Source organism: Paenibacillus sp. FSL H3-0310, from assembly GCF_038002785.1.
Lineage (GTDB): Bacteria > Bacillota > Bacilli > Paenibacillales > Paenibacillaceae > Paenibacillus_AQ > Paenibacillus_AQ odorifer.
In genome coordinates this window covers 1,795,992-1,813,110 of the sequence record NZ_JBBODC010000001.1, presented here as the reverse complement: position 1 = coordinate 1,813,110, position 17,119 = coordinate 1,795,992, and the positions used below count along the sequence as shown (strand labels likewise).

General features: G+C 41.8%; 17 protein-coding genes. 6 read left to right on the top strand and 11 right to left on the bottom strand.

Annotation, left to right across the window (positions count from 1 at the left end):
- Positions 1-44: 44 nt before the first annotated feature.
- The 4 genes from MHH63_RS08120 to MHH63_RS08105 all read right to left on the bottom strand — a co-directional run bounded on the left by MHH63_RS08120 (position 45) and on the right by MHH63_RS08105 (position 7,545).
- Positions 45-4,535, bottom strand: a complete 4,491-nt coding sequence (locus tag MHH63_RS08120; RefSeq protein ID WP_341171381.1) for a hypothetical protein — start codon at positions 4,533-4,535, stop codon at positions 45-47.
- Positions 4,513-5,271, bottom strand: coding sequence for a DUF6063 family protein (locus MHH63_RS08115; RefSeq protein ID WP_076182984.1), 759 nt, complete (start codon positions 5,269-5,271; stop codon positions 4,513-4,515). Before MHH63_RS08115 ends, MHH63_RS08120 begins: the two co-directional genes overlap by 23 nt.
- Positions 5,272-5,283: 12 nt before the next feature.
- Entirely contained in the window at positions 5,284-6,792 is a 1,509-nt protein-coding gene (locus MHH63_RS08110) for a hypothetical protein (protein WP_341171380.1), read from the bottom strand.
- Positions 6,793-7,164: 372 nt separating this feature from the next.
- On the bottom strand, positions 7,165-7,545 hold the full coding sequence (locus tag MHH63_RS08105) for a GNAT family N-acetyltransferase (RefSeq protein ID WP_256720975.1): 381 nt from the start codon (positions 7,543-7,545) through the stop codon (positions 7,165-7,167).
- 98 nt (positions 7,546-7,643) lie between these two features.
- Here MHH63_RS08105 and MHH63_RS08100 point away from each other — a divergent pair, with 98 nt between their 5' ends.
- Together MHH63_RS08100 and MHH63_RS08095 are read left to right on the top strand one after the other, a co-directional pair.
- A complete protein-coding gene (locus MHH63_RS08100; protein ID WP_256717547.1) occupies positions 7,644-7,820 on the top strand; it encodes a hypothetical protein in 177 nt (58 codons plus the stop codon).
- Positions 7,821-7,949: 129 nt separating this feature from the next.
- Positions 7,950-8,762 (top strand): undecaprenyl-diphosphate phosphatase, encoded by an 813-nt coding sequence (locus MHH63_RS08095; RefSeq protein WP_036688882.1) that lies wholly within the window; start codon positions 7,950-7,952, stop codon positions 8,760-8,762.
- A 70-nt stretch (positions 8,763-8,832) separates the two neighbouring features.
- Here MHH63_RS08095 and MHH63_RS08090 read toward each other — a convergent pair whose 3' ends face one another.
- Genes MHH63_RS08090 through MHH63_RS08080 form a run of 3 tightly spaced genes read right to left on the bottom strand, consistent with a single transcriptional unit; the run spans position 8,833 to position 10,758 of the window.
- Positions 8,833-9,426 (bottom strand): hydrolase, encoded by a 594-nt coding sequence (locus MHH63_RS08090; RefSeq protein ID WP_341171379.1) that lies wholly within the window; start codon positions 9,424-9,426, stop codon positions 8,833-8,835.
- 50 nt (positions 9,427-9,476) lie between these two features.
- On the bottom strand, positions 9,477-9,809 hold the full coding sequence (gene csaA / locus MHH63_RS08085) for a chaperone CsaA (protein ID WP_076182994.1): 333 nt from the start codon (positions 9,807-9,809) through the stop codon (positions 9,477-9,479).
- 43 nt (positions 9,810-9,852) lie between these two features.
- Positions 9,853-10,758, bottom strand: coding sequence for a DMT family transporter (locus MHH63_RS08080; RefSeq protein ID WP_076182997.1), 906 nt, complete (start codon positions 10,756-10,758; stop codon positions 9,853-9,855).
- 148 nt (positions 10,759-10,906) lie between these two features.
- On the opposite strand from MHH63_RS08080, the gene MHH63_RS08075 reads away from it, so the two are divergent.
- Positions 10,907-11,797 carry an AraC family transcriptional regulator gene (locus tag MHH63_RS08075; protein ID WP_076306935.1) on the top strand — a complete coding sequence of 297 codons (891 nt, stop codon included), beginning with the start codon at positions 10,907-10,909 and terminating at the stop codon, positions 11,795-11,797.
- Positions 11,798-12,092: 295 nt separating this feature from the next.
- Entirely contained in the window at positions 12,093-13,148 is a 1,056-nt protein-coding gene (locus MHH63_RS08070; RefSeq protein ID WP_076190631.1) for an ankyrin repeat domain-containing protein, read from the top strand.
- Positions 13,149-13,244: 96 nt separating this feature from the next.
- Here MHH63_RS08070 and MHH63_RS08065 read toward each other — a convergent pair whose 3' ends face one another.
- Positions 13,245-13,325: a YjcZ family sporulation protein gene (locus tag MHH63_RS08065; RefSeq protein ID WP_232061537.1), complete on the bottom strand. Its 81-nt coding sequence runs from the start codon at positions 13,323-13,325 to the stop codon at positions 13,245-13,247.
- A 266-nt stretch (positions 13,326-13,591) separates the two neighbouring features.
- Between MHH63_RS08065 and MHH63_RS08060 the strand changes: the two genes are divergently transcribed.
- Together MHH63_RS08060 and MHH63_RS08055 are read left to right on the top strand one after the other, a co-directional pair.
- On the top strand, positions 13,592-14,017 hold the full coding sequence (locus MHH63_RS08060; RefSeq protein WP_076183004.1) for a MarR family winged helix-turn-helix transcriptional regulator: 426 nt from the start codon (positions 13,592-13,594) through the stop codon (positions 14,015-14,017).
- A 79-nt stretch (positions 14,018-14,096) separates the two neighbouring features.
- Positions 14,097-15,515 carry an MDR family MFS transporter gene (locus MHH63_RS08055; RefSeq protein WP_370510795.1) on the top strand — a complete coding sequence of 473 codons (1,419 nt, stop codon included), beginning with the start codon at positions 14,097-14,099 and terminating at the stop codon, positions 15,513-15,515.
- Positions 15,516-15,583: 68 nt separating this feature from the next.
- Here MHH63_RS08055 and MHH63_RS08050 read toward each other — a convergent pair whose 3' ends face one another.
- From MHH63_RS08050 to MHH63_RS08040, 3 genes are all read right to left on the bottom strand, one after another.
- On the bottom strand, positions 15,584-16,057 hold the full coding sequence (locus tag MHH63_RS08050) for a GNAT family N-acetyltransferase (RefSeq protein ID WP_248548549.1): 474 nt from the start codon (positions 16,055-16,057) through the stop codon (positions 15,584-15,586).
- A gap of 40 nt (positions 16,058-16,097) precedes the next feature.
- On the bottom strand, positions 16,098-16,367 hold the full coding sequence (locus tag MHH63_RS08045) for a hypothetical protein (RefSeq protein ID WP_248548548.1): 270 nt from the start codon (positions 16,365-16,367) through the stop codon (positions 16,098-16,100).
- A gap of 94 nt (positions 16,368-16,461) precedes the next feature.
- Positions 16,462-17,115 (bottom strand): DUF421 domain-containing protein, encoded by a 654-nt coding sequence (locus MHH63_RS08040; RefSeq protein WP_076304880.1) that lies wholly within the window; start codon positions 17,113-17,115, stop codon positions 16,462-16,464.
- Positions 17,116-17,119 lie beyond the last annotated feature (4 nt).

Below are 17,119 nucleotides of genomic sequence, written 5' to 3'. Positions count from 1 at the left end.
GCAGCGTGATGCATACTGGAGCTTCTTTAAGTTTCATTCCATACTCAGAACAACGAGACAGGAATAAGCTTTCTTCCTCCCTTGATCAGGGTCGATTCCAGCATGTCCCCTTTGACGCCTCCAAAATAAAGCTGCCAATATACGCCAAAACGCACGCTGACATCATTCTTCACCAGCTCCGGCGGCGTAACAATCAGCCATTGGAATTTGAGTGCCTTGGAAATTTCGAAGACGGGGTCAAGCACGTTATTGGAGACCATTTCTCCGAAAGGATTGTCATATAAAAAGACCGTCCAGCCTTTATTCTCACGATTCACCCGTTTATGCGTCATGATCATCATTGCGACCAGCAGCTGTACAGATTGACGTTGCCCACCACTGCCGACTGCTTCATCCAGTGCGCCGCGATTAATAATCTCCCAGTCCGAATAATGATAATCTTCCGGTGCGGCGTAGAGGAAATAATTCTCCGTTACCGGTTTATACACTTGAAGTATCGGAAAGCGGTTCTGCAGCGCCGCATAGACAATTCGTCCGTCATTAATAACCTCTTTGATTACCAGCGCCGGCACTTGTTCTATCTTTGGATACTTTTTGAGCAATTCATTGATGCATTGATTGAAGTAGTCACTCACCATCGGCTCTACCTCATCGCTTGTTCTTGGCACATTGATATTCTTGTAATTCAGACGTACCAGCGGGAAGGCATAATTATTCTCGTTATGAATAATCATCCGGCGTTCCATTCGCTTCATAATATCAATGATTTGTACCACTCGTAGAGATGCCCGGCCAACCCACATCTTGCGGGAGAGATCCATGCCTTCCTTATCGCTTTGAATGCTCTCGATCTGATCGCGCGAACTGCGTAGCATGGAATCTAGGACTTGCAGTGCAATGGCGAAATTATCCCAATGGACCGTATTCAATCGATCTAGAATCTTGGTCTCCAGTTCGGAATTCCGTTCATTTTTCGCAAGTTTTTCGGTTAAGGAATTTTTCTCTTCCTTCACCTTTTTGGAGATCTCATCCTGTCTAATCCGGCTATCCTTAATGCGGAGAAGCCAGTCGGCTACTAGAGGCTCGCAGCTTTCTCTAACCCTCAGCGTTATTTCTTCTGGCACACTCCGTAGGTTGACGCGATCCTCAATATGCGCGTTCATTATTTTGATTTGATTGGATAAAGTCTGAAGGAGGACATCGATTCGGTCCAAGGATCTTTTACACTGATTAAGCATAAGCTCATTCGCTTGGCAGCGCTCCTGAATTTCTGTCTCCTTATCCCCTAGCGCCTCATTCCAAAGCTCCACGGCACGTTCATGTTTCTCTTTGATCCCCTTCTCTACTTTGCGCAACTCTTTCTGCAAGTTCTCCAATTCAGTCTGGCAGCGGATGTAACCGTCGTGAACAATCTGATAGTCTTCCTCCAACGAAGTAGTATCCGTCTTTTGGCGATTTCTTGCAGCCATAATGGTCTCAGACGTTTCCGTAGGTTCAGTCGCCTTCCGCCAATTCACATCCACTTGATTCAGGCTGGATTCAAGCTCAGCCAGATTCTCGCTTGCTGCTTTAATCTGTGCAGCTCTTGTCCGAACTTCCAGTTCATTTTCAGTTAATGATTGCTGTAGACTTTCCACGGTACTGAGCTGCTGCAAGAGAAGATTCTGCTCTACAGGATCTACAGGTATGACTTCTCCTTCATCAGAAAGCTGGTGGTCTGTTGGGAAAACAATCTCAGGAAACCATCGTTGCAGTCTGGGGAACAACGCATATTCGGTTTCTCTCGTCCATTTATTGCGTTGTCCACTCAAGCTTTCCATTTGCACCTTTAGGTGTTCAAGCTGCTGATCTTTACCTGCTAACTCTTTGCTCACCAGATTCTTTCGTTCGATTATTTTTTGTTTTTCCTTATAATCTTGTTCCTGTTTCTTCGTCCGTTCAATCCAAGCTTGCAGAACCCCCGCTCTCTGCTCATGCTCCACACTTAGAACTTTGTTCTCAGCGAGCTCCCGTCCGATCCGGGTAAGCGTCCCTTCGTTCTCATCCATCTCATGGCTCAGATTGTTAATGCTCTGCTGAAGTTCAGCCTGCAGTTTAATAAGGGCATCATGCTTGGCTGTAAGCGTCATGGTATTCTCAGTTTGGAATAAACGGTCATATTCTTGACGCACCGATTTTAACTTAGATAAATAAGCTTCAGAGTCCTGAAGGATCTGCTCCTGTTCTTTGAGCTTCCCCTGAATACTGCTCTTCCAATCCTGGAAACGATCCGGCTGCAAGACCATTTGCGGCCCTTGATTCGCAAAAAGCATGAAGGATGCTTGATGCGAAGCTGCCATCTCTTCACGGATAAAGATCGGCACCGCTGATTTAAGCAAGGTGTCCTTCATCAGTTCCGGCTGAATTTTATCAGCTTCGCGCCGGGTCATAATCAAACTATATGGAAGTAACGGATATTGCTCCAGTTCTTCCTCACGTTCAAGATACGGACGGTCATTTAAGTAGGAACTACCTAGCGTTGATTGAATCTTTAACGAATCGAGTGTATCTTTGACCGTCAGAATATCTGAATTGGGTAGCCAGTAGGATTGGTTCTGAAGTTCCACATCCATGAGCTGATTATAGTAATCCCTTCTGGAACGTTTAGTCTGTTGCTCTACTTCATCTATTTTTCGGATAAAACGTGCCGGGATAACATCTTGTTCTTCAAAAAGGCCGGTAGCTCCTAAACGATTATGCTCTTCATACATTTCCAGCAGGACAACGAGCTGTGACCATAACTGGGATTCTTTCTGAGTCTGTGACTCAAGCAGAACCCCAAGCTCGTCCGCTTCACGCTCATAAGAACGCCGTTTCTCATTCAGCTCAGCATGACTCTTATGCAGTGCCAGCTTCCGAATCTCTTCCTGCTTGTGCTGTTCTTCCAAGTCTCCAATGTCTTGAAGAATCGTTTTGGCCGCTGAGATCGTACGCTGCAGGGCAGCTGCCGGAGAATGGGCGGCATCCTGCCCATATTGGGCTGCGAATGCTCCGAGTTCTTCCGTGTATTGCCGAATAGATAAGGTCAAATCATTGATCTGATTATCCAGCCCGGCCAGCTCCACCAAGAAACTTTCCCTTTCCTTGCGCAATCTTCTCTCTTCCACCGTTAGGTCTTGCTGTGCTGTCCCAAACTCTCTGATCGTTTGCTGCCAGAGATTAAACACCACATCCCACTGTTTCCGCAGCTGTTCCTTGGCTGCCTGAATGACCTCTTGCCGTTCTTTCATCTCCAGAGAACCTTCGATAGCTTGAATTTCTTTTTGCCACTGCTCAATTTGCCGGGTATGGAGCAACCGTTTAGCCAGAAAATAAGCTACTTCAAGCTTCTTCTCTTGCGCTTTGGAATCCTCCAGCCGACCACGCGCACGGCTCTGATCATCACTGAGCTTCTTAAACTCTTCTTGCTTCAGTTCCGTTTCTTCCTTGCTGCGTAAGTATTTAAGATTGTCTGTCTCAAAGCGCAATTGCTTCGCATCCTGATAACGTCCAGCCAGTTCATCAGCAATCTTACTTCGCTCAACTTCTGCATTTCTCTGCTCTTCATAGATAACCGTATAGATTTGGCGTCCACGTAATTCCGTTTCTTGAACTACGTTTTCTGCTTCCACGCCTAGTTTTACCAGCTCATAAAGTGGTGCAGCCATACTAAGAAACTCTGTATAGACCTGCTCCCGCTGTTCAAGCATCGGCAAGCGCTGAGCCACTGTTGCTGTATCGATAAACATCCGCTGCAGCGTATTGTCGTCTTCCTTTAATCCTTCATTCAGACTAGATCCGATTTCAGGAATAATCAGCTTTTCGAACAAGTTATGATTGGTGAAGGCATCATTCTTTTTAAAATAACCTTTGATACCGCCCTCTTCACCATTGATCCGCCGCATATTACGCCACTCGGCGATATGGATATCCCGGGTAGCCAGGAAGTCATAATATCTTTTCAAATCCGAGCTATGGCTGCCAAAAGGTACAATCTCTCCCCGCCGATCGCGCACAAATTGCTGGATCGTTTCAAAACTCGTAGGTTCAGCAGTCACCTCGTCAAATAACGGCAACGTTGATAGCGTAAGTTCAGCCGCTTCACCGTAATCTGTAAGTGCGTACAGCAAGTAATCCACTTTGATATCCTGCTGATCAAGCGAATTATGTGCCGTCATAGCGATTCCCGTGGTCATATACTCATTGCGCTCATTGTTGTCGAGATGCCATTCGATAGCTACGTGAAAAGTGTACGGTTTAAGTTGTTTTTTATGATTATGAAAGAATGCCTCAACCTGGTTCTCACTGTCTTTGCCCCATGGTGTTTTGGGCATCAATAGCTGGAAAATGGATTGCAGCAGTACGCCCTTTCCACCGCCATTCATGAGCGTAATAAGCGTATTAGCGGGTCCCTCTTCGTTACAGAGGTCCAGAATCATGTCGTCGTATTTCTTGAGCATCTTCTCGTATTTAAGTCCTGTAATTCGTATGCGTTCAATCCGCGGCATAGGTAGCACCGTCTTTCTCAGCTAAAGTTCTTCCAATGAGGCTCTTTAATTCCTGGTATCGATCGACATCATGATATAAATAACGCATTCTCTCATAAAGCTCTTCCCGAGGAAAGATACGCTTCTCTGTCTCAGAGATGAATACGAGCTTCTCCTCCTCCAGAAGTTTCATGCCTTCATGAATCAGCCCAATTCGTGAGCCTGCGCCTCTGGTCAGAAGATCGCTTTCTTCCTGACTTTTAGTCTGCATATAGAGACTGGTCCATACCTTAAACATCGCTTGGATATCAAGCTGCCACTGCTGGCTAAATCGCCCATCCTCATCCATCTGAATCCACGCCTGAAAGAGCGAGGACACCTGATCAGCAATTTGAATATAGGACATACTGTCCTGCCCCGACTTAAAATGAGTCTCATCCTGATCCATTTCGGCCAGAAAAACCAGGATAATAATATTGATAATATGTAAGTGTGTTTTACGCTCAACACGTGAATATTTGTTCTTCAACTGGGTGAAGTTGGTTGCAAACACTGATCCCAGCGGATTAACTAGCAGATGGAGACGGTGCCCGGAATTCATCACCCGACAGCCCCCTTCTTTAGCAACGTACTGAAGTGCATCATAAGTTCCTGCATCCTGAAGGCATTCTGCCGCTGCAGGGTCATCGAGAGGAATTACTTTTTTACGGAGCAATTCAAAAAATAGCCGCGAAGCTTGCTGTACCTGTTCTAATGTATAACTCATGTTAGTAACTTCTCACCTCTCCACGATCGTAATCATATATGGACTCATATCCAGACCAGGACACCGTACCCTTGAGGCTGGTTCTGGAGCAATGCTCGTCCGCAGCGTTTTGCCGCGTAAACTCTCCAACAGAAGATCTTCTGCAAGTACATATTGGATTAGCTGTTGGCATTCATCAGAAACGCCGCTACCACCTTCTGGTGCCTGTTCCTGCACTAAAAAATCTGTATGAAAAAACTGCACCCACAGATCGACAGCATCCGGTGTGTTTGCCCACCCTGTCAGTTCTTCGGCGGAAAAAGCGCCTGCAGTAAAGGTAAAGCTTCCATGCTCAGCCAAGGCAGCAAAAACCGGCTTCCACAGCTCCACTACTCTTGCCCATGGAATACCTTTAGGAATATATTGAACAGGCTCTGTGTCCACCTCATCTTCGAAATCATCCATCACTAAGTCGGGGATAAACCCTACCTCTTGTTCCTCCCAAGCCCAAGGAAGCGGATAAACGAAGTCCTGATTCGGAGCGAATAATCCGCTGAGCAGCAGTTCAAGACTGTCACCGCTTGGCAGACCCTCTTCTTTCACCCATTCCTCCCATACGTGAGTACGAAAGTTAAACCCGGCTGCTCCCCAGAATAATTCAGGGAAGTTCAATCTTAAATTGGTCTCCATCTCAAAAATATTCAACACTACCTCAGCCAGCTCATCGTGTACACGCCTAGAAAGCTCGACTCGTTCAGAGAGAATACGGATCTCATTGAAGTCGATCACGTCTTTCTCATCATTGGCCAGCCGGGCCAGAGAACGGTGAATACTGTCAAAATGTTTGCGTTCCTCCTCGAACTGATGATGAATCTCTTCGAGTCGCTGATGCCGAGCCACTCCGAATTCACTAAAAATATGCTTCGGATTGCGGCGTAACGCATTGCGGTATTCTTGCTGTTGCTGAGTCATCTTACGGACACGGGAGATCAGTTCATTAACATCCTGAAGAGCCCGAGTTACGCGCCCATGCTTAATATGCATTTGAATCTCGAGCAGTTTGATGCTGATCTGAAATTCATCAATAATCTCATGGCTCATAAAAATGAGCTCCATTGCATATTCAGAGAGACGATAGATGGTTCTGCCGTTCTCTTCCCAACTGCTGCGAGTCGCATCCTCGTCCACTGTGAAATACTTATATTTCTGCACGGACATTTGCCGGGTCACATCATCATAGAAAAAGGATTCGAAATCCCCACCATTCCCGCTCCACAATAAACCGTCCACGAGACGCTCTACGGATTCGGTAGTCCCAAGATTGGCGATATTAAAACGTTCCAGCGCAGTCCAAGTAAGCTCAATAATATCCTCTTTGGATCTTCTCTCATTCGATTCTAGCTCCAGATAATAGACTTGCAGCAGAACGCTTAAAGATACCATTTCTTTGTAAGGTTGGATTTCGCCAAGGTTCATGCCAGCCCCCAAATTCCACAGGGGATTCAATCGTTTGTTTCGTTCGCCAAAATCCGACCAATTCATCTTTCTGCTAACCTCGCCATCACTTCATAATTTAAAATTTCCTGCGGAACTCTCCGATCCTCTTTTCCCTGTACGGACAACCCCATACTTGTTCTCGATCACCCTCACTAAAAGAAATAAAACCCCTATACATCCTGTATAGGGTTCTGAAGCACGGGAATATATGTTTCTATTATAACAATCCTACAAAGGTTATGCTATTTTTGTTAAACAAAATAATTGATTCTAGCCGGATGACAAAAGATCGCAGAATTACAGGGAGAAATTCCCTGATTTTTCTGTTGAAGCTTCATTAACCCTTATAGACTCCGCAAAAAAAAGACAGCCCCAAAAACCATGAAATGGCTGAATGGGACCGCCCTTTTTTATTAACTACTCGGCAACTCCTGGCGTAAACGCCATACAATACTGCTCAAGTGTGCTATTAGGTAGAGGAATGACCTTAACCGTACGGAACTGATAATGCTCATAAACGGGCAAATTGCTCGGTGTCTGTGTCTCTAACGTACATAACGTATTGCTCATACGACATTCCGCGAGTAGCGGTGTCATGATTTTTGATACATATCCTTGACCTCGATATTGATCCTGCACTGCAAGCATATCCAAATGTTTATACTTCTGATCCCCAAACATTGATAACCACAAGGAACTCATACTACACAAAATAGATAAACCACGTATAAATCCTCGCACCCCAATGATTCGGCAAATCGGCAATGACTTAATTATCGCAAGGACTATCTGTTTCATATACCTGACGTTCGAAATCACTGTCCCTGTCTGACGCTCCGAATGGAACACTAAAGCCACTGCTTCAAAGTTAGTAGAAGTCGTTAGTAAATCCGAATATGGATACAACATCTCAATGTAACGATGAAAAAAAATATTCAACACGCGTAATCGGGTTGATTCATCAGGCAAGATATGCTGATATAACGGATCATTTTTGGCAAATGCTTCGGCCAGAACACTGGCTGCTCTTGGAATATCATGCTGCTGAATTTTTAGTAATGTACTACAAATAGTTCCACCTCATTTAATAGTCTTATGAATTAGTATAACTCGTCCAATTGAATATGGCACGATGGTTCTATTGTCATTTCTTTATTGAATACGATATGATTGAAAAGATTACAAAAATACTGGGAGGTAAAATGGAAGATATTATACTGTGGCTTAAATACTTGTTTCTAGGGTTTGTTCAAGGGGCAACTGAGCCAATCCCCGTCTCTTCGAGCGGCCATTTGATCATCGCACAGAAATTGCTAGGCTTAAAACAAAATGGGCTATCATTTGAAATTTTAACAAATACGGCTTCACTAATTGCGATTTGTTTTATTTTCCGCAAAGATATCGGAAGATTGATCACTGGATTCGTTCAATTTATTCTGACCCGCAAAGAGGAATATAAGTCGGATTTCCTCTTCTCTTTGTACATCATCATCGGTACCTTGCCTGCGGTAATTGTTGCCTTACTCTTCAAGGATCAGATTGAGGATATCTTCTCGTCGGTTCATACCGTATCCATCGCCTTGCTTGTTACAGGGGTAGCTTTATGGTTGATCCGTAACCTTCGCGGACGTAAACAAGATGGTGACTTAAAAGCGAAGGATGCAGTTATAGTCGGACTTGCCCAAGCAGTCGCCCTTATTCCTGGGATAAGCCGTTCTGGTGCAACTGTCATCTCTTCCATCGCTGTGGGAATGAAGCAAGAAACTGCTTTACGCTTTTCTTTTATGCTTTATATTCCTGTCAGTTTGGGCGGACTCGTTATGGGCGCATCTGATATTGCCCACGATCCTAACCGCTCGCAGCTAGCCATTCCATACTTGATTGCATTTATTACTACACTTATCGTCACTTATTTCTCCATGCGTTGGTTTATGGGGATTATGGCTAAAGGTAATTTGAAGTATTTCTCTTATTACTGCTTCTTAGCTGGGATACTTCTCCTCATCTTTATGTAAGACATAACTTCAATTAAAAAACCTCATGACAATCTCTGAGATCACAGAGAGAGCATGAGGTTTTTTTGTACTATTTCAACATGGATATTACTTCATCGCTCGACCGGATCTTACCTATGCGAGGGAAGATAGTTTTGCATACATAATCATGTTCTTCTTTAGCCATCGCGGTCATAGCATCTTCTACAAAAACTTGATGATAACCAAGCTGATAAGCTTCTCTAGCAGTAGTATCCACACCAATCGAGGTAGAAATACCACATAATACGATCGTGTCTATTCCGCGGCGTCGTAACTGCAAATCAAGATCAGTACCGAAAAATGCCCCCCACTGCCGTTTGGTAATCAGATGTGCATTTTTGATATTCGCTAATTCTGGTACGATGTTGTCCCAACCTTCTGGATAGGTCACGGAATTCATTTTCAAATCAGTTTTAGGTTTAAGCATATCTTGCCCATCTAGCCATGACACCCTCACCAAAACAACAAATCCTCCTTTCTCCGTAAAGGATTTGGCTAATTTGCTGGCATTCTCAACCACCTGAGCACTTGTATGCGGCCCCTGCTTTGGACTGTGGACAATTCCCTGCTGCAAGTCGATCACGACTAGCACCGTTTTACTTGCCTCAATACTTTCAGATGCTAAGCTTGGTAATTCTTCCATTGTCTTCTCTCCGATTACTATCAATTTTTGTATACTACAATTACCCTATATTACCCAATAGGTGTCCCATTAGGTAATTTAATATCTGGCTTCAAGAGAACCACATCCCCTTTATCCGGTATTCCTCCAAGAACTAATACTTCTGATTGGAAACCCGCAATATTTCGAGCAGGAAAGTTAACTACCCCAATGATTTGTTGCCCTACAATCTCTTCGGCCTTATATCGTTTAGTAATCTGTGCACTTGATGTTTTGCTTCCGATATCTGGTCCAAAATCAATTTGGAGTTTAATCGCAGGTATTTTTGCTTTTGCAAAAAACTCCGCATTAATAATTGTTCCAACACGAACATCAAGTTTTAAAAAATCATCAATAGTTACCATTTGCCATCCCCCTATTTAGCTAAAACATTTTCCGACTACTTATTTACTTATTTTGAATGTTGTACTTTAAAGATTTCGCCCAAAAATACATTCCCATACCGAATAAGGTTATTATGCCACCTAAAAACTGGAATAACGATATAGTTTCCCCTAATAATAGATATGCAAGGACAATGGCAAGAACAGGCTCACCAATAATCCCAACCGAGACAGTAGTTGCTCCAATCGACTTTAACAAAAGGTTAAAGATGTATTGACCAAAAATAGTTGGAATTATTGCAAGAAGCAAAAAATAAATCCAATCTGATGAAGCATAATTAATTAATGAGACATTATTTATCAAATTGTACACGAGCATAACAGTACCACCAATAAAAAAGACGAAAATGCTGTATTTATTTGCATTGATTTTGCCGCTTACTTTTTGCCCGGCCAACAGATAGACTGAAGCAAAGAATGTGCCAATTAACGATAAACCATCGCCGATTAGTGCATCTTTCGAAACCCATATGTCTCCCCATGCAATAACAATCGAACCTAAAAGAGCAACAATCAGGCAAAAAACGGTTAGCAGGTTAACATGTTCTTTGAATAAAAAGTAAGACCCCATCATAACAAATAGCGGCTGTAACGATAAGATCACCATGGAGCTTGCAACTGAAGTATAGACCAATGATTCCATCCAGAATAAAAAGTGTAACCCTAGAAATAGGCCGGATAAAATAACGATGGCCCAATCTTTTTTATTCATCTCAGTAGAACGAGCCATTTTCCCAGATGTAAAACAGAGCATGATGATTACAGAAATAAACAATCTATACATCCCGGCCACTGAAGTAGGTGTATCTGAAAGTTTAATCATGATTGAAGAGATAGAAACGGACAAAATACTGATAAATAACAGAATAAACGGATGAAATAGTATAGACGGTTTATTTGAACTAACCATAGTTCCTCCAAAATGTGTGACAATCCCTGTGCACAGAATTGTATGATAAGTCTAGGCTGGATATAATAATATCACCGTCAGGGTCTATATTGTGCAACTATATCTTTAATTTATATAGAAATATCGTCAAATAAGGAGAATAAGCACTTTGAAAAAGCAATTGCACGAATCCATTCAATTTCCTGATGATGCATTTCCATACATCATGTACACTCATACCAATTATGAATCTATTCCTAATGGCAGAGGGGTTAACGATCTACATTGGCACCAAGAACTACAAATTACTTTAGTGACCAAAGGGAAACTAACCATACAAGTCAACGGAATCAATTATGCTTTAGAAGCAGGTCAGGCCATCTTTATTAATAAGAGCGTACTTCATATTGTTACATACCTTAACCAAGAGGGTGAATATGTTAGTTTTAACTTCCCAGAGAAGTTACTTGCTTTTTATTCTGATAGTGCAATGGAAAAAAAGTATGTACTTCCGTATACCAATTCATTCTTGTTAAGTTTAGAAATCAAAGGAGATAAGGACTGGCATAATCAAATCCTACAAATTCTTTGGGATATGAAAAAAGAATTTGAATCGAAAAAAAAATGGGGATGGGAGTACGAAGTTTCTATCAAAACAGTCCAGTTATGGTTAATCCTTATATCAAATTTTTCTCTATCCTCTGAGGAATCGTCTAAATATAACAGACTCCAGCAAGAGAGACTACAATTAATGCTTAGTTTTATTCACAAAAACTATTCTAATAATTTGACATTGAAGGAAATAGCAGATACAGCACATCTAAGTGTATCGGAGTGCACTCGAGGTTTTAAGAAAAGTATCCATATGACTCCGTATTTCTACTTAATTAAATATCGCATTAATAAAAGCTGTGATTTGTTAATAGCAACTGACTACACGATAACTGAAATCGCACAGCGAGTTGGTTTCAATAACGCAAATCACTTTATCCAGTCTTTTAAAAAACACTTAAACATAACTCCTAAGGAGTTCAGAAAAATTAGAAATGAACGAACTTAAAAAATCAAAAAAGGCAGAGTCGATCACTTTGTCTGATTGCCTTGTGTTAGCGTAATTTCGATGTCCTTCGTAAATCTCGAATATATTTCCAAGACACAAGCTTAATGTTTTCATTTTCTAATAGTCTATGATTTCGGGAACGCCATATAAACGATATCCCACTCTTTTCCAATAAAGTTACGTTTATATCTTCAACCTTTTCGTCCTGCATGAATTAGTGTTCAATTCTACTATATGATAAACTTGCAAGAAGTTATCTGCTATTTATCTATTAATAAAGGAGCGGAAAAATGAGATGGGCAAAAAGAAAAAAACATTACCCGCCAATTTTGCCGAGCTGGTTAAAACGAATGATATATCTGCCTTAAAAGAGGTATTTGAGCTATGCGAATGGGATGCCCGTGGGGGTTACAGCAAAGGTACCGCCCTCAGCTTCCGGCAAATACCGGATGAGATGGTTTCCTGGCTTGTGGAGCAGGGTGCTGACATCAACGCTGCCGACAACTATAAGCGTACCCCTCTTCATGCTCAGGCTGCAACCTGGTCCGGAAATGTCCCCTTACTCCTTGAACTAGGTGCAGATATGGAAGCTCTGGATTACCAGAATGAGACACCGCTGCACTCAGCAGCTGCTTCTTACAAAACAAAAGTAGTGCGTGATCTGGTGGTACGCGGCGCAAATGTCCATGCAGAAAATAACCGGAAAAACACACCTCTCGCCAAAGGATTATTACAATGCCGGAATATCGATATAGTTCACATGGCAGAAATCTCGCGAATTATGCTGGATGCAGGAGCAGTAATCACGCCGGAGATGAAGGAATCCGTGCGGCGTATCGGCAAGGATTTTGAATTCGTCAGAACAAATTACAATAAAGATCGACTGGATGAAACTGCAAATGCTCTCCTGGAGCTGTACCGGCAATTTGATGTCGAGCCTATAGCGAAACTGCAGAGACATGATGGAATCTCTCCTATCGAGGTAACGGCAACCGCATGGCCCGCACAGCACCAAGAGCTGTGGGATTTTCTCGTCCCTGCTTCAGGACACGCGACAACGGTGCAGGGTGAGGTTATCCGCATCACAGGGCGGGTGTCTCATGAAATCCTTAATAATGGCGGAGGAAACTGGGATGCCGATTACCGTAAAATGCTGGATGCACTGATACGGCATTTTAGCACGGGAACGCCTTTAGAGCCCGTCCTTCTTCAAGAGGCAACATCACTCGCCAAACGGTTCCGCAACATCGCTGGCAATGAGCAACCAGCCAGATTATGCGAGCTGGCGGTGCAATGGGTACTTGCCAATCCTCAGCCTATTTCTATGACACAACCCGATTATTCCCGTTAAGTCTATCCTGAATCCTTAACGTGTCTATTATCTAACTAAAGAAAACAAAGAAACGCCCCGAAGAAAAAAACTTTGGGGCATCAATTTACATGAATTCTAGATCCAACAAGTTTTAAGGATAATGACGAGAAGAATGTAAAGCACAAGAATCGTACCCGTTGATGTCCAAGGATTAATACAAACTGGAGCCTTTTTTTGTTCTTGAACGCCCCCAACACAGTTATACCCCATTTAAATCCCTCCCTAATTAATTTTTTCAAATTTCACAACAGCATATGACTATGTATCATCAAGTGATTGGGCATTAAACAACTTTGCCGCTTGTATCTAAGTCTATGATTCAATTCATTTTCTTTAACTTGACAAGCATACATAACTTTATGCTAATATAGACAAATCAATAACGTTGATATATCATCTATTCTTCAATTAGGAGAGATCATATGGATTCAAGAGAACCTTTAGGTTTGGTCATTCGAGATTTGCATTTAGAAATAGCAAATTATTTAACAAAGTTACTTGCTCCTTTTCGACTTGCACCTGAACAGCATCTACTTATGGCTCTGATGCTTGAGAAAGAAGGTCTATCTCAGAACGAGATTGCTGCTAATCTTGGTAAGGACAAAGCCAGTGTTGCCCGAATGATCGCCAGCTTAGAGAGCAAAGGTTACATACACAAAGTAACAAGTGCGCAAGATCGCCGAGCGGTAAATGTATATGTAACAGAAGAAGGACGGAAATTAGAGAATACTATAAATGAGGTGACGGTCAATTTAAACGAAATTATCGAGTCAGGATTATCTGCTTCAGATTACTCAACGTTAAAGACTTTGCTAACACATGTGCTGAATAATGTAAGAAGTGCTTAAAGCATTTCTCTCCCCCATATAGTTGATATATCATCTATCATGCAAAAATAATACGAATCAAAATTCTGAAAAGAGGTTCATCATTATTATGGAATCATCATCAACTGTTCAAGTTAAACGTCCAGCCCTCATGGCCTTCTCGCTTATGTTAGGTGCATTCGTCGGGCTATTTAGTGAAACCGCCTTAAACATGGCTTTTACAAATTTAATGGATGAATTTTCAATCAACGCCTCAACGGTTCAGTGGCTAACCACAGGATATTTACTTGTATTAGGTATCCTCGTTCCAATATCCGCCCTATTAATGCAATGGTTTACCACTAGACAATTATTCACAGCTTCCTTGCTATTATCTATCGTCGGTACATTAATTGCTGCCCTCTCGCCTAATTTCACCTCATTATTAATTGCACGATTAGTGCAAGCCTTAGGGACAGGCTTATTGCTTCCATTAATGACCAATATTATTCTTATTATTTTTCCTGCACATAAACGCGGAACTGTCATGGGAATGATGGGGCTCGTTATTATGTGTGCACCGGCACTTGGGCCTACTCTATCTGGTTTAATTGTAGATCATTTTGGGTGGGAGTATATCTTTTGGATAAGCTTACCTTTATTGTTATTTACATTAGGTTTCGGATTAACATTCATTAAAAATGTAGCCAACATCACAAAACCTAAAATAGATATTTTATCCATCTTGCTTTCTACTTTTGGATTTGGTGGAATCGTCTTTGGTTTTAGTAACTTTGCTGATCATTCTTTGAGTGAAATCATTGTTTTGCTGCCTCTTATTGTTGGTTTCATCAGCTTAATCTTGTTTGTATTACGGCAATTTAAATTGGAAACCCCAATGCTGAATTTACGGGTATTTAAATATCCCATGTTTACGATAGGTCTTATAATGCTCTTTTTAGGAATGATGATCATTTTATCTTCTGCAATTTTATTACCTTTATATTTAAAAGGAGGTTTATTGTTATCGGCCACAATGGCTGGTACTCTACTTCTTCCAGGCAGTGTTATTAACGGGGCTATGGCTCCAGTTACGGGTAGAGTATTCGATAAATACGGTCCGAAATTATTGCTGCCGCTTGGATTTTTTATCGCAACCATTGCTGGTTTTCTATTTACAAGAAACTCTACTGAAACCAGTAGCCTAACCTTTATTTTAATACACTGCGCAATGTTTATCGGATTAGCTATGGTCATTATGCCCGCTCAAACCAATGGGTTAAATCAATTACCCGTGAAATACTATCCGGATGGGGCTGCTGTTATGAGTACACTTCAGCAAATTGCAGGTGCTCTTGGTACAACGTTCGCTGTTACGCTAATGTCTAGCGGACAAACACGATTCGCAAACACACATCCAACCGCTGCACAGCCTGAAATATTAACCGCTGGAATTACACATGCTTACTTATTTATCGCAGCAATTGCAGGTATTGGATTGATTATATCGTTATTTGTGAAGCGTATTCGAGTGTATTGATTTGTATGTGAAAAAGACAGTGGACATGAACTGCCCGCTGTCTTTTTTTTAAGTATAACCCTAAGGCTTTAACTCATATGTTTTTCATAAAAAACTAATGTTAAGTTGTCATTTATTTTTTTGGTTTCCCCCGTGCTTCTATACCCTAACTTTTCATATAAATAGCAATTCCTTTGCTCCTGTATAATACTATCCAGCTCCCATTTCTTTGCATCTTTATATCTCTGTTCAATCATTGCAAAAACCTGCTGGGCAATCCCCTTCCCATGATGTTCTGGCAATATAAAGATGATGCTGACCCGATAAGTTTTATTATCCTTTTTAACGATACGGACACCGCCCACAGCAATATCAAAATACTTAATCATATAATAATCTGCAAAAGTCTGATTAATTCGATCCCTGATTTGTTCCACAGATTCATTGGCTGGGCTGGTTTCATAATCTTTATATTTCTCCAGCAATGGCATAAAGGCTTTGACTTGCATTTCATGAATAAACTCTGCGTCGCTCGCGTCTGCTTTACATAAAGAAATCTCCATAAAGTTATACCCCTCCGAAAGTTAGTAAATATATAAGCTGTCAGATATTCTTTTTATCCTCCGGTTTAGAGGAATCTCTAAAAGAGCCCAAGATCCCCGTAAACAGTCCAATTAATCCAACAAAAACGCCTATCCCGCGACCACCCTCATAGGCCAATATCACAACTACTCCAAACAATGTAATGTGAAGACCAAAAATTTGAGTTTGTAGGACACTAGGCCGGATAAAATCTAATAATGCTCCTGCGTGAAACATTACAACAACTAGCACAATTAGAGCGGTTAAGATCCATAATCCTAAACTAATCATCCTTACCTCCATTAAAATTTATTATTCACTAGGCACTCCTGATTTCAAATAAAGACACTTGAGTCACTCGGCTCCAGCGTCTTATCATGTTGATTTATGGTTTGTTTTTGGGAAGGATATAGAGCGTTCCGTCTTCTTTATATTCAGCATAGGCAATATCCTCAATGCAATTATAACCCTGCTCTCTGACGCGTTCCTGAATCTGCTCCTTGTTCATCGATCTGCCCCGCATGGACTCTTCCAGTACCCTGCCTTTATCAATAACTGTTATGGAAAAAGCAGAAGACTGCTCAGCTTCAGACTTGCGCATAACCGATAGAGAGCCGTTCGTTTCAAGCAGAGCATACCGCACTTCACTTAGGGAAAAGATATTTTGTTGCCTCAGCATGAACAGCAGTTGGGTATACTCAATATCGTATTTCTCCAACAAATCCTGATTCACTTTGCCATCGTCAATTAGCAGCACTGTCCGGCCTTCCGCCATGTTCCCGAATTTCACAAAATGGGTGGTCACCTTTTCGAACAGATAAGATAATGCGGTCCAAATAAAAAGAGCAAACAGCAGATGCCAGATCTTCACCTCATCATCATATATCGTATTGCCGACAATTTCACTTAAAATCAATGAAGACAGAAAATCGAGTGGTGTCAATTGACTAAGCGTCTTGCGGCCGGTAATAAAGGTAATGATCCACAAACCAAAAAAGCTGATGACCAATTTGACGCCTATAGATACAAATATCTCCATTGCT

What these genes read in the sequence shown, in the direction of transcription:
- csaA (WP_076182994.1), bottom strand. Translation starts at nt 9,809, where the DNA reads ATGGTAACTATTGATGATTTTTTAAAACTTGATGTTCGTGTTGGAACA.
- MHH63_RS08105 (WP_256720975.1), bottom strand. Translation starts at nt 7,545, where the DNA reads ATGAAACAGATAGTCCTTGCGATAATTAAGTCATTGCCGATTTGCCGA.
- MHH63_RS08040 (WP_076304880.1), bottom strand. Translation starts at nt 17,115, where the DNA reads ATGGAGATATTTGTATCTATAGGCGTCAAATTGGTCATCAGCTTTTTT.
- MHH63_RS08070 (WP_076190631.1), top strand. Translation starts at nt 12,093, where the DNA reads ATGGGCAAAAAGAAAAAAACATTACCCGCCAATTTTGCCGAGCTGGTT.
- MHH63_RS08050 (WP_248548549.1), bottom strand. Translation starts at nt 16,057, where the DNA reads ATGGAGATTTCTTTATGTAAAGCAGACGCGAGCGACGCAGAGTTTATT.
- MHH63_RS08095 (WP_036688882.1), top strand. Translation starts at nt 7,950, where the DNA reads ATGGAAGATATTATACTGTGGCTTAAATACTTGTTTCTAGGGTTTGTT.
- MHH63_RS08110 (WP_341171380.1), bottom strand. Translation starts at nt 6,792, where the DNA reads ATGAATTGGTCGGATTTTGGCGAACGAAACAAACGATTGAATCCCCTG.
- MHH63_RS08060 (WP_076183004.1), top strand. Translation starts at nt 13,592, where the DNA reads ATGGATTCAAGAGAACCTTTAGGTTTGGTCATTCGAGATTTGCATTTA.
- MHH63_RS08080 (WP_076182997.1), bottom strand. Translation starts at nt 10,758, where the DNA reads ATGGTTAGTTCAAATAAACCGTCTATACTATTTCATCCGTTTATTCTG.
- MHH63_RS08045 (WP_248548548.1), bottom strand. Translation starts at nt 16,367, where the DNA reads ATGATTAGTTTAGGATTATGGATCTTAACCGCTCTAATTGTGCTAGTT.
- MHH63_RS08090 (WP_341171379.1), bottom strand. Translation starts at nt 9,426, where the DNA reads ATGGAAGAATTACCAAGCTTAGCATCTGAAAGTATTGAGGCAAGTAAA.
- MHH63_RS08100 (WP_256717547.1), top strand. Translation starts at nt 7,644, where the DNA reads ATGGATACAACATCTCAATGTAACGATGAAAAAAAATATTCAACACGC.
- MHH63_RS08115 (WP_076182984.1), bottom strand. Translation starts at nt 5,271, where the DNA reads ATGAGTTATACATTAGAACAGGTACAGCAAGCTTCGCGGCTATTTTTT.